This is a genomic window from Staphylococcus sp. 2S1, assembly GCF_046721335.1.
Lineage (GTDB): Bacteria > Bacillota > Bacilli > Staphylococcales > Staphylococcaceae > Staphylococcus > Staphylococcus equorum_A.
On record NZ_JBEUUJ010000003.1, the window covers coordinates 194,079 to 207,707 of the forward strand.

7 protein-coding genes and 4 pseudogenes are annotated in these 13,629 nt (G+C 33.2%); 2 read left to right on the plus strand and 9 right to left on the minus strand.

The annotated features are described in order from the left end of the window. Positions 1-116 precede the first annotated feature (116 nt). The 6 genes and pseudogenes from ABLV90_RS01315 to ABLV90_RS01340 form a co-directional block, all read right to left on the minus strand. On the minus strand, positions 117-1,196 hold the full coding sequence (locus ABLV90_RS01315; RefSeq protein WP_427706422.1) for a YkvI family membrane protein: 1,080 nt from the start codon (positions 1,194-1,196) through the stop codon (positions 117-119). Between the two features lie 563 nt (positions 1,197-1,759). Further along, a pseudogene (locus ABLV90_RS01320) lies at positions 1,760-3,120 on the minus strand (gluconate:H+ symporter). 184 nt (positions 3,121-3,304) lie between these two features. Then, positions 3,305-4,856: pseudogene (gene gntK, locus ABLV90_RS01325) on the minus strand (gluconokinase). Positions 4,857-4,891: 35 nt separating this feature from the next. Next, positions 4,892-5,574: pseudogene (locus ABLV90_RS01330) on the minus strand (GntR family transcriptional regulator). Between the two features lie 262 nt (positions 5,575-5,836). Continuing rightward, positions 5,837-6,532 (minus strand): GTP pyrophosphokinase, encoded by a 696-nt coding sequence (locus tag ABLV90_RS01335; RefSeq protein ID WP_427706417.1) that lies wholly within the window; start codon positions 6,530-6,532, stop codon positions 5,837-5,839. A 229-nt stretch (positions 6,533-6,761) separates the two neighbouring features. After that, a complete protein-coding gene (locus ABLV90_RS01340) occupies positions 6,762-7,175 on the minus strand; it encodes a DUF2188 domain-containing protein (protein ID WP_427708058.1) in 414 nt (137 codons plus the stop codon). 194 nt (positions 7,176-7,369) lie between these two features. Here ABLV90_RS01340 and ABLV90_RS01345 point away from each other — a divergent pair, with 194 nt between their 5' ends. Together ABLV90_RS01345 and ABLV90_RS01350 are read left to right on the plus strand one after the other, a co-directional pair. Further along, positions 7,370-8,542 (plus strand): hypothetical protein, encoded by a 1,173-nt coding sequence (locus ABLV90_RS01345; RefSeq protein ID WP_460871984.1) that lies wholly within the window; start codon positions 7,370-7,372, stop codon positions 8,540-8,542. Then, a complete protein-coding gene (locus tag ABLV90_RS01350; RefSeq protein WP_460871985.1) occupies positions 8,532-9,761 on the plus strand; it encodes a 5,10-methylene-tetrahydrofolate dehydrogenase in 1,230 nt (409 codons plus the stop codon). The genes ABLV90_RS01345 and ABLV90_RS01350 overlap by 11 nt, the downstream gene beginning before the upstream one ends. A 128-nt stretch (positions 9,762-9,889) precedes the next feature. Here ABLV90_RS01350 and ABLV90_RS01355 read toward each other — a convergent pair. The 3 genes and pseudogenes from ABLV90_RS01355 to ABLV90_RS01365 all read right to left on the minus strand — a co-directional run bounded on the left by ABLV90_RS01355 (position 9,890) and on the right by ABLV90_RS01365 (position 13,549). Then, positions 9,890-11,770 (minus strand): annotated as a pseudogene (locus ABLV90_RS01355) (FUSC family protein). 593 nt (positions 11,771-12,363) lie between these two features. Then, positions 12,364-13,062: an acetolactate decarboxylase gene (gene budA / locus ABLV90_RS01360; protein WP_460871986.1), complete on the minus strand. Its 699-nt coding sequence runs from the start codon at positions 13,060-13,062 to the stop codon at positions 12,364-12,366. Between the two features lie 202 nt (positions 13,063-13,264). Next, positions 13,265-13,549 carry a putative quinol monooxygenase gene (locus ABLV90_RS01365; RefSeq protein ID WP_460871987.1) on the minus strand — a complete coding sequence of 95 codons (285 nt, stop codon included), beginning with the start codon at positions 13,547-13,549 and terminating at the stop codon, positions 13,265-13,267. Between the last annotated feature and the right edge of the window lie 80 nt (positions 13,550-13,629).

Sequence of the window (13,629 nt, forward strand, 5' to 3'; positions counted from 1 at the left end):
ATTTCTTTGAACTTATCAAATAACTCTATAACTAGTTCATTTTTTATTATTAAAAAAATTCATTAAAAATATTAATTCAAACAAGATAAACGACTTTTTACGTTATACTCTCGTGCTTATTTATGTGAATTTTTCTTACCAAATTTGAGTTTAAATGGTGCATAGAATAATACAAATATTAGTACAAGTCCTAAATAACCAATTAATGGATAAAAAATTGCTACTAAATCTGTAAAACCTACGAAACTCAAGCATAAACCAACGATAACTGTAACTGTATAGAAAAGTTTAAATCGTTTCGTATCTACTACCGTAAAACGAGTTGCAAATGCATAGAACATACCTAAACCAGTATTGAAAATCATACCGAAAATGACAAAAGCCATAACGACGCCGAGTATAGGTGAAATATGATTTACGATACCTAACATTGGCATCTCCATTTCGCCAACAATATCGATTTGTGTAAAGATAGCTAAATGACTTAGTACAATCATCACACCTAATGCGAGTCCACCGAATAAACCACCTAATGCCGCAACTTTTGTATTTTTCTCAGACCCACCCATAACGATTGCCATAGAAGCACCAACTGCTGTATTAAATGATGCATAGTTTACACCTGCTACAAACCAATTGGGTAAAGTTGATGGTTTCGCATCCGACATTGTATTAAGTTGTGAAAATGATGTATCTGTTGTCATAAAACTATAAACTGAAATTATTATAATGAATATAATTAAAAATGGAGTAATATTCCCAATAACTTTAACAACGCCTTCTACTTTCATCATACCCGCAAGTAAAATAAGTATTGTCATAAGGATAGTACCTACAATTGAAGGTACTCCAAATTGTTGATTAAGGTTTGATCCAGCTCCTGCAATCATAACGACACCTACACCAAAGAGCGTAAAGATAATGACTAAATCAATAATCCATCCTAAAATTTTACCGAATATAGATTTCCCTGTGATATTATGTATAACTTCTTTATGAGAATCTGTCTTAGATTTACTTCCTAACCAAACAAGCATCATACCCACATAAGCAAATAATGCTGTAGTAATGATAGCGCCAAATGTCCCCATAATGCCAAAGCTCGTGAAGTATTGGAGTACTTCTTGCCCTGATGCAAATCCGGCTCCTACAATGACACCGATAAACGCGCTTGCGATCAGTAATATTCTTTTCATAATTAAGCCCCCTATTTTACTTACTATAAATGAGTTGTGTATAATTTCAATTCTCGTATATTTGTGTAACATCAATAACTCATATTTCAATCACTCGAAAAGATTGAAATAGGCATTTTGACACCGTTAAAAATTTGAGATTGATTCTATTTTATCATTTTAAAGCAATTTAATGTTGTTCTTCTCAATGACAACTATATTTAAGTAACGTAAAATCACAACAAAAATTTGAAAATTCATAATAAATTACATAAAAAGCCTCTTAACTATTAAGGACTCCTTTATTGAGATTATCTTTGTTCATCAATTTCATTTTTTAATTTTAATAGATATTAAGTTAATCTTTTTTCTCTTTTCCAGTTATATTTTTTATATGTGTTTGCTTTTATATGAGTTCACTCATGAGATTATTTTAGTTTAAAACGGCAATTATTTGGCCCAACTCCTGCCTCGTTAATAAAGTACTAGCCGAAGACTACAAGCTGAGGCTGTGCCCGCAGAAAGCGTGCATAAAAAAATGCCAACAAAGTCGTTAGACTTTGTCGACAAATTGTCTTTCTATTTTATACAAACATATTAAGTATAAGTATGAAGATTAAACCAGATACTGAAATCACAGTTTCAAGTAATGACCACGTTAAGAAAGTCTCTTTAACAGTCAAACCGAAATATTCTTTGAACATCCAGAAACCTGCATCATTAACGTGAGATAAAATAACACTACCCGCACCTATGGCAAGAACAACGAGCGCAACGTTAACATCTGATACTTGTAACAATGGTAAGACGATACCTGTAGATGATATTGCTCGCTACTGTTGATGAACCTAGTGCAATACGAAGTACTGCGAGCAACTAGCCATGCTAAGAATATCGGCGACATTTCTGTACCTTCAAATAATGTAGCAATCGTATCTCCAACGCCACCTTCAATTAACACTTCTTTGAAAGTGCCGCCACCACCAATAATTAAGATCATCATCCCAATTGGATAAATCGCATTAGATACTGAATCCATAATTTCTGAGTTTTTGCGTCCTTGTTTTATACCCATAGTAAAGATTGCAAACAATACCGCGATAAGCATTGCCGTAGCCGCAGTACCAATAAAGTAAATAAATGATTCAAAGCCATTGGTAGCTTCTTCATGTCCTGTAATTAATTGTACAATTGTTGATAACAACATCAAAATAACAGGGGAAATCGCAGTTAATAAACTGACTCCGAATCCTGGCATTTCTTCTTCTGAAAATTCTTTTTGTGCACCTAAGGCTGATATATCACCCTCACGCGTATAAGCTGTTGGTGCAATTTTTTGAGCAATTTTATTAAACAATGGTCCAGCTATAATTGTAACTGGAACCGCAATAATCATACCGTAAAGTAATACATGACCTAGGTTTGCGTCTAATTCTTTAGCTATAACCACTGGTCCTGGATGTGGCGGTAAAAATCCGTGTGTTACAGATAAAGCCACAACCATTGGAAAACCTAATTTCAATTGTGAAACATTTGCACGTTTAGCAATCGTAAATACTAAAGGAATCAATAATACTAAACCTACTTCAAAGAATAAGGCAATACCTACAATAAACGCAGCTACAAGCATTGCCCATTGTACATGTTTAGGTCCGAACTTATCGATGAGCGTGTCGGCAATACGTGTCGCACCCCCACCATCAGAGAGTAGTTTCCCTAATATAGCGCCTAATCCGAAGATCAATGCAATATGTCCTAGTGTACTTCCCATACCATTTTCTACTGTTTCAATGATTTTATCTAAAGGCATACCTAGTAAAATTGCTGTCACAATTGATGTGATAATTAATGAAATAAATGTGTTTAATTTCAAGAAAATAATAAGTGATAATAATACGATAATTCCTATTACCACCGTAATCAATGGCCAAATTGTTTCAAACATCATCGTTCTCCCCTTTCAAATTAAAGATTGAATTAGAACTTAACAGACATGTAACTAATCAATCATGGTAACGCTTTCTTTCATAATTAAAATTTTAAAGAGCATGTGACAAGTTTTTCATAACGTGAGTGTCGCTTGTTTACTTGTCACTTTTCTCTTTAAAGGTTATATCTATATCGTTTTGCTATGGTTTGTCCTCTGTCATATGTTCACGTTGAAATGTTGCAATTTCTGCGTAGCGATCCTCTAATGATCGACTTAAGTTGATAAATATGGAAACGAGTTGTTGATACACTTTTACATTATCTTGGTTTGGTTTATGTTCGTTTGTAGTACCGACCATCTCTTCGATAATAGAAAAATCATCAATTTCCCCAAGTGCTTTCATTCCTAATACACATGCGCCCAAACAAGAACTTTCATAACTTTCAGGTACAATTAAATTCGTATCAAAAATATCTGCCATCATTTGGCGCCACACTTCACTTTTCGCAAAACCGCCTGTTGCTTTAATTGTCGATGGCGTTTCATTCATCACTTCGATTAGCGCAAGATATACGGTGTAAAGATTATAAAGTACACCTTCTAACGCGAGCACGAATCATATGTTCTTTTTTGTGTGTTAGTGTTAAACCAAAGAATGAACCTCTAGCATCTGCATTCCATAATGGTGCACGTTCACCGACGAGATATGGATGGAAAATCAACCCTTCTGCACCTGGTTTAACTCGATTAGCAATTTTAGTTAACACATCATACGGATCGACGCCTAAACGTTTTGCAGTCTCTACTTCACTAGCTAATAATTCATCACGAAGCCAACGTAATACAACACCACCATTGTTCACAGGACCACCTATAACATAATGGTCTTCAGTTAACACATAACAGAAAATACGTCCTTTATAATCTGTACGTGGTTTATCTATCACTGTTCTTATCGCTCCTGATGTTCCTATCGTCACAGCGACTTCACCTTTTTTAAATGCGTTCACACCTAAATTGGAAAGTACCCCGTCACTTGCACCAACCACAATTGGTGTATTTTCATCTATGCCCATCAATGTTGCATAACGATGTTTCATACCTTTTAAAATGTGCGTTGTTGGTACAACCTCTGGCAATTGTGTTTCTTCAATACCTAACAATTCGAGCGCTTCTTTATCCCAAGATAATGTTTCTAAGTTAAGCATTCCTGTAGATGATGCCATGGATTGATCTATAACAAATTGCTCAAATAATTGGTAGAAAATGTATGTCTTAATATCAGCAAATGTAGCAGTTTGTTTGTATATTTCTTGTTGTTCGTGCTTCATCCAGAATATTTTTGCCAATGGTGACATAGGATGGATTGGTGTGCCGGTTCTTTGATATATTTCATTACCATTATGTTCATTTTTAATTAGTTCAGCGTATTGGCTTGCACGATTATCTGCCCAAGTTAAATTTTCAGTTAAGCGTTGATTACTTGCATCCATTGCTATTAAACTGTGCATTTGTGCACTAAAGGAGATTAATTTGAGATCCTCTTTAGCGATATTAGCTTCTCTCATTACATACTTAACTGTCATTAACACTGCATCAAATAGCTCGTCTGGGTTTTCTTCAGAAATTTCCACATTCGGTGTATGCAATGGATAACCGATATTGTGTTTCATTATAAATTGACCTTTTTCATCGTATAGTACTGACTTCGTACTCGTTGTGCCTATATCGACACCTATCATGTATTTCATGATTTTTCCTCCTACTTCTTTACCGGGTTAAAACATTAATTTAACCAGAAACTGTCAACATCCTCACCAACATCATCAAAGTTGAGATGGAATGCTTCTCTAAGTTTTGCGAGCATCTTGCTTCGCAACCGCTTCTATAAACACTTCATGATTACGATGAATGCGCTCAAAATCTTCTGGATTCTCGCTCATGCGTGTACGCATTGACAATAGTATCAGTGCTTCCATTACCGGTCTTAAGTTATTCCAAAAATTTTTTAAGTATTGGTGCTTTGAAGCGAGTATGGTTACTTCATGAAATTTCATATCATGTTCAGTAAATGCTTCTGCATCTTCGAATTTAACTGCCACTTTCATCATTTCTAATTGTTTACGTAATTCTTTAACAATCTGTTCATTATTCAAAGCTTTGATTCTACTAAACGCAAATGATTCCAACATTATTCTTAAATCATAAAGTTCTTTTTTCTCTGTATCATCAAAAGGCAATACTTCTGCGCCCATTCTTTCTAAATGTATCAATTGATCTTGCTTTAATAATTTAAATGCATCCCTAACTGGCGATCGACTAACATTAAATTCTTTAGCAATTTGATTCTCCGTCAATAACGTATCTGGCGTTATTGTGCCCTCAACAATTCTTAAACGAATCTCTGCGAGCAATCATTTCACCTTTCGAGACACCTTCTAACCATTGTTCTGGATATTTATAATTCATGATGACATCACCTCTTTTATCAATACGATATACTTGTATACAAGTATAGTAATACACAAGTTCAGTATTTGCAAACGCTTGCAAATGATATTTTTATCTCTTTTCAACTTAAAAAACCGACATGGCAGGACTTGAACCTGGCATATCGGTTATTATATTTATTTTACTTTCATAAAAAATTTGAAGCATTAAGATGGGTGAAGCTCACGACACCCGTCCCTAGCCACAACAAATTAGAGCTTCAACTTTAATGTAGCCTTATTTAATTATCGAAGACTTCAGAATGTATATTTTGCATTTTACTTTCAACCGCTGTTATTTCGTTTGCACATTGCTTTAATACATTTCTATGGTTCTCAGTATTTTCAGTGTTTTTATAGCGTATTTTATGCTCTAAGCTTGCCCACATATCCATACCAATTGTTCTAATTTGAATTTCTACAGGCACAGTTTCTACTGAATTAGCTAAAAATACTGGAATGGCTACAACGATATGTAAACTACGATATCCATTATCTTTAGGATTTCCAATATAGTCTTTACGTTTCAAGAGCTTCACATCTTCTTGTTTGAGTAATAATTCTTCTATAACATAAATATCATCAATATAATTACATATCACTCTAATACCTGCGATATCTAGTATATTTTCTTTAGCAGACGTTGTGCTTATCTCTAATCCTTTACGATTTAACTTTTTAATTAAGCTTCTCATTTCTTTAACACGACGTTCCATATGATGAATTGGGTTGTGTTTATACATTTGTTGAAAATTGTCATCTAAGATATCTAACTTAGTACTAATTTCCTTAAGCGCTGACGAGTATAATTGTTCTAAAGCAACAAACCCTATTACCATATCAAATGCATCTTCTTGATTATTGATATTTTTTATACTCGCTCTAAATTCTTCCTTCAAATTGTCTATATTTAACGAAGGTTTACGTTCAATATACATATTTCGTTCCTCCCAAAAATCTACTTAAACTACATTATAGCTAATTCCCATTTATTAACTAAATAAAAAGATACTTCAAATGTGATAAACTACACTTTTAAAAAATCGTTGTTTTGTTTTCAAAACTAAAATATATTTAAAAAAAGGAGTGGAACAGAAACCTCATTTTTAAATGAGATTTCGTTGTCCCACCCCGGCAAAGATGACTAGAAAACTGAATATTTGAATGCTATTCATCTTTCTTATGTTCTCTCACTTCTGTCGATCTGTTATCGGCAATATTACGTGCACGTTTCATGGCGTCTTCTTTCTTATCAAAACTATCGGAAGCTTGCTTAGCACCCTCCGTTTTAATCTTCCACTTATTATCTTCAAAATAAACGTGAACATCTTTATTATTTAATTTAGGATTCGCTGAATCATCTTTTTCATGTTTAGTTATTTTCTTGTTTTTCAATTCATCTAATTCTTTTTTAGAAGCGTCTTTATACCAAGATTCAGCTTGTTTCGTCGCAATTGGTATTGCTCTATCTTCTTTATAACCATCTTTAAGCATCGCATTTCCAATATCTATTGCTTTTTTAAGTTCTAGTTTTTCCATGTTTTCCCAACTTTGTGGGTAATCATTCATTGTCCAAGGCATTAACTTCAACCTCCTACGTTATAATTTATTCTTCGTCTTAATTATTGTTTACCACTACTAAAAAGTTACAAACAAAGTAATATACACTTTCAATTAAAAACTCAAACTCATTAAAAATGATTAATTTCCTTAACGAACGGGAATTAAAGTATGAATCTAATCATTTCATACACTATTTATAAAGGAGGGATATAATGACAAATATAACAATAGGTTTAATTCCTTCACCTGACATGCCACATAAACTGATAAACAAGATTTCCGATTATCTAGCTGATGATATCCAAAACCATGTAGATGATAAAACGAATTGGGAATTTGAAACACATGTCGCTTCAATGGTTGGAACTGCTGAACATATGGATAAAGCACTAGATATCGCATCAAATATTAAAAAACAAAAGAATTGGGATTACACAATTTGTATAACTGATTTACCAAGCTTATCTAATAATAAAACTGTAATTTGTGATATAAACCTAGACGACAAAACAGCATTATTATCGGTTCCAGCATTAGGTGCTGTGAATTTAAAACACAAGCTACGTCATTTCATTACATTTATTGTTAAATATTTTTTTACTTCAGGTTCAGATAAAAGCCTTTTGAAATCAAAGTATTTTAAATTAACAAAATTCAATGAAGTTATACCAAATGAAGATAACAAACAAGATAATAGAAAGCGTATTGTTTCTAAAACATCATTTTTAGGTTGGTTTCATTTAATCTTAGGCATGACTTTTTCTAATGAACCTTGGTCTGCTATTTTAGATTTCAAAAAAATTATTTCAGTATCCTTTGCAACTGGAACATATATCGCAATCTTCTCAACACCATGGGATTTGAGCTTAGATTATGAATACTGGCGCTTTATTCTACTCATGTTATTATCTATAAGCGGCATGGTCGGATGGTTAATATATTCATATAATTTATGGGAGCGCCCAAATCCAAAGACACAACAATCGTATCGTTTCATTTACAATTTCACGACATTGACTACATTATTCGCTATTACCATTTTTAATTTTGTTGCATTATTTATATTACTCACAATAAGCACATTATTATTTGTACCACCAGAGATCTTTTCTAGCTGGACTTCTTTGAATGAAAAACAGCCAACTTTCGTCAACTATATTAACCTTATTTGGTTTATAACTTCGTTGGGCATTTTAGCTGGTGCCATGGGTTCAACGGTTGAAAATGCTGAAAAAATCAAACGTGTAACATATTCATTCAGACAATATTATAGATATAAAGAACTAGAACAAGACGACGATAACACTAATAGTTCTAATCAAGCATCAGAATACAATAATGGCCAAAAACTGTCACACAGTGAGGAGGATTCCAATGACAAATAGAACGATTGAAATTGGATTAGTAGCGGCGCCAGGAATAACAGAAAAAATCGCTCACAATCTTGAAAATAACTTATCAGAGGTATTATCAAATTATTTTGCTAAAGATATCGAATGGAAAATCAATACAGTTGTTGATCCCCTCACCGGTTCTGCAGAAACCGCCAAAGAAATATTCGAGAAAATTGCTAACTACCAAAATAATAATAATTGGCAATATACGATAGGACTTACTGACCTCCCTATTATTAAAGATAATAATGTAATCGCTTTTGATATCAATAAAAGTAATGGTGCCAGTTTAATTTCCGTCCCTTCCTACGGTTGGCGACCAGTTCAAAAACGTATACAAAAATCTATAGTTGGAATTATTGAAACTGTAAATATGGATCATTCACAGGATTTACAAAAAAATAGTAACCACGATAAAGATAGTCAAGAAAAATTAAAATCACAATTTCCACTTTCAACTTTAAAATCACGTACAGCATATTTGGAAGATACAAATTCCAAACATACACATTATTTTGTTTCATCTAATACAAAAGGTTCTTTCCGTTTAATTAGTGGTATGACATTTGCAAACAATCCATTAAACATGCTCAGTAGCTTAAGTAATGTCGTAGCCATAGCATTCACTACTGGTGCTTTCGGTATCGTTTTTACTACGATGTGGAATTTAAGTTATGTTTATTCATCTTGGCGTATGTTACTCATGATGGTAGTCGCCATTTTTGGCATGATGTTTTGGATTATTGTAGCGCACCATTTATGGGAATCGAAAAAAGAGAGTAGAAATAAAAGAGTTACAATGTTATATAATTTGACGACAGTACTAACGCTAACTGTTTCACTTATCATTTATTATATAATATTATTCTTTTTATTCTTAATTGCTACTCTTGTAGTCTTGCCTTCAGGCTATTTAGGCCAAACTTTACAAATGGGTGGCCCCGCAACGTTAATCACTTATATAAATCTTGCTTGGTTTGCTACTTCTATATCAACAGTTGCCGGTGCAATTGGTGTTGGTTTAAACAATGAAGAACTCATATTAGAAAGTACTTATGGGTTTAGACAAAAAGAACGTTATAAAAAAATGGAAGACCAAGAAAAACAACAAGAACAGAAAAGAACTGAAGCTAAGAAAGATATTGAAGAGAAAAAACAAGAGGAAGAAAAGAAAGCAGAACAAGAAGGTGAAAATAAACAAGATCACTAAGGGCAGTCTTACCTCAGACAAACATCAGACTCCCTTTCGCACTTGAAAACTTGTTTGACACCTTAAAATAAATAAAAAACAAAGCAAGCCAACCCTTGATTTCATTCATCATAGGGTTGGCTTGCTTTTTAAACTTGTGCTAAATTCACTTTTTGTCTTGCATTCATACAGTTATTCTGAATACTCATCAATGATGTTTTAATGTGTATATACTGAGGTAGTTCTGGTATTTCTTGGACTTTAATATGCGAACCTCTTTCAAAATGTTTTGCTATATTTTCAAAGATAAGTAAGTATTCGCCCATTGTTTCATCATCTATATGATATCTTTCTTCATTACTCAAAGCCCTTGTAAGCATAAAGCTAATTTCTTCTAGGGCATAAATACTCGGATAATAATACTGTATGACCATCTTATTACTAAACAGTTCACCGTTTGCGCTGTTATATACTTGCTTCATGTTATTGAGTTTCACACTTAACTGAAGCATTTCTTGTTTGTCTTGTTCTCGTGATGAATATTTACTACTTGCAAACAAGTAATGGAATAATACTGCCTCGTCTCTTGCAACGTCTGCAAGTGTTGCTTGGTAACATGGATGACGCTGTCTTTCTGCCTATTATCAATAAACAAATAACAGCAATTGCAATACCCACAATTACATCAATCACACGTGGCAACGCAATTAAAATTGTTAAGTGGTTTGTTGCTATACCGTTCAACAAGATCACTTGAATCGTTATGAAAATAACAGCGAATGAATAGTTAGCCCCCACAAACACTTCTGTCACACCTGCTGCTGCAGCTAACAAGAGAATCGCAATTGGTAACGGCGGCGTCGATAATAAAATAAGAGATAATACAAGCACACCTATAATTGTACCAACTCCCCTAGATCCAAGCACGCTCAAAACTATGTAACGTTGTTGAACCTAATAGTACTGTATGTGTACTTAAAGGAATCCAATATGCTTTTTCAAAACCAAACATAAGCGCTATAAAAATTGAAATAGCCATAATAACTGTATAGCGTAATGTATTTCTAAACACAAATGAATCCAGTGTTAAATTTGTTAACATACGATGTCCGTATATAGGAACACGAATATCAATTTCATGTTCTACACGTTCATCACCTGCATTCATGATTGCATCGACTTTGAATATATTATCAACGAGATTTTGATATTGGTCATCAATTTCCACTGCTTTTGTCCATTGTTTTTTAATATCACCTTCAGAATATACAAGTTTAATTACAAAATCTGCCATTTCTTTGATTTCTTTAGGTAATGGACGTGTGTTCTTTTCATTCAGCTCTAATAATTCTGAATGAATACCTTGCGCCGTATTATGAAGTAACAGCAAACGTTGAAATTCGGGTGACTCTTTAGATTTGGCAGTACTGGAAGTGATCAGCTGAGTGTCTGAATTTCTAAAAGCAGTCACTGCGAATTGTGATGCTTTAGCAAATGCTTTCGGATCATCAAAATTATAAATAAGTTGTTTAATGATATTATAATCGTTTTTAATAGCTTTTGATTCTGCAGATTCTTTTGAGATTACTATAAGGATAGTAACAATTAATGTTGCTAATAATCCCCCAACAAACATAGCAAGCCCTCTATATAAGGCTTCTTCTGGAGCTACAGGTAAGTTAAAAGGTAAACTGAAAGCAACAATAAAGAATGTCGATGAAGGTCCAGGTATATTCAACGAACTAAATATATAATACGGAATCACCGTAACAATAAGTAGTAATACACCAAAGATAAGTGGGCTGGCTTACTGTGAGCGTACCTAATATCATTGCAATAGATAACCCTATCGATGAGAAAAATACGATACGTAGTTTCGATTTGGATGACCCACCAAATACATATATATGTGCTAAAGTACCAGTAGATATTAATAATCCTGTAGAAAGATGACCCATTAAATAACCAATAACGAGTGGGATAAACATTAATATAGCTTGTCTTAAACCTTTAGCAACATCGATTTTCATGGTATTAAATCGAACAAGTGACTTTAAATATTTAACCAATGTTGGTGTTCATCTCCTTTAATATTTTATTTTTTTATTAGTTTAATACGTATGCGCCCTACAAATTTTAGTATTTAAAAAGCACATATAAAAATGGGAGAGAGAGAGAAATCAAAAATGTGAAATTTGATTTCGTATTCCCACCCCCACAAGGCTGACTAGATAAAGGAATACAAGAGCTGAGGCTCTTGCATAAGAACTACTAGCCTTCATACATGAAGCATTAGTTCTTTAAAACTTGATACAAGTGCATTTAGATATCAGACAACTACTGTGTAATCTCAAATTTACATTTACAACGTAGTATGTTGTATTTATATCTCAGTCTCATTAGATCGTAAGCACATGTAGCCTATTTATCTCAGTTTACTAACAATTCAATATTTTTTATTATCGTAAAGCTACATATGTCCAACTCAAAACATCACTCCACCATTTTAACACTTTTCTAAAAATATTTTGCCGTATTTGATTGGATAATTTCATAGCCAAATTATTATAAATCATTTCATTGTTTGTATGATGTGAAAAATCTTTTTATAGCACTCAATGATTTATTCTGCTTCTTTAATATCTTCATGAACGCTTGAATAATCTATATCTGTTTTTAAAAATTCATCATTATTCACAGGAAAGTGTTGTTCAAGTGTTTCTATATTACTAATTTCTACAGAACCACTATTAAATTCAAAATCTAAGACATGGCCACCAAACGTTTTATTTTCATCCACAAAATGTAAATGAAATCCTCCTGCGACGACGCCATGAAATAATTGTGGAGAATAAAATCCTACAATCGTGCCATGTACTTGTTCTTTCGTATATTCAGGTTGTTTTTTAGCTGATTCTATTAATTTTGTATAAGGTCTCTCTTGCTTCGGCATCATTCTGGCATGAATCATTTCAAATTTACCGGTGATTTTGACAGCTATAAATATATTATTACTCGTTGCTTGACGTTGGATTTCATTCAACACAGCTTCAGAGTCGGTGATATATCGAACATCAAATTGCTTATCTACTTTGAAAGGGGTAACTGTAGAGAATGGTGTCATTTCGTGACCCTCTAATTGTTTGAACTCACCATATTCATTAGCATGATATGCGATACCATCTAATATAATAACTTCACCATCAGAGCCAGTTAGCGTTCCTATACCTAAATCACCATGTTCTAAAATCTCGTTAATCGTAGCAGTGCCTTCTAACAAACCTGCCATCAACGTACCTAGTGTACCGTGTTGATACAACATTATCTCTTCTCTCCTTACTAAAACGTATTACGCACTTTTAAAAAATAGGGGTATTTTTATTATAATTGCTTCCAATATGAAATTATACACCATTATATTACACTACAACAGCTTAGTGTCTTAATTAACCCTAGGAAAAAGGAATAAAAAGTCTAAACTCACAAGATTACGTAAGTTTAGACTCTTATTTTGAAATAGTCTTTTATTTAGTTTGAGAAACTTGAATATCTGGTTTAGTAATCAAATATTGCGTAACTTTTTTGAAAAAGTGTTGAAAGTGTTCTGTACCATTGTGCACTTCTAAAGCTTCTTCATTTTCATATTGTTCAATAAAAGCAAATGTATTAGGCTCATCAGTGCGTTCAAAGTGTGCATAATACAATGCGCCATCTTCTTTGTTAGTCGCTAATACAAGTGGTTCTACTAGTGCTAAATACTGATCACGCTTTGACGGGTCAATCTTCATTATAGCATTTACAGTAACCATCTTTTAATCCTCCTAGGAAATCATTATCTTTATTAATTACCGCAAACTCAATATCGCAAACATTGCATGCTTTATATCAA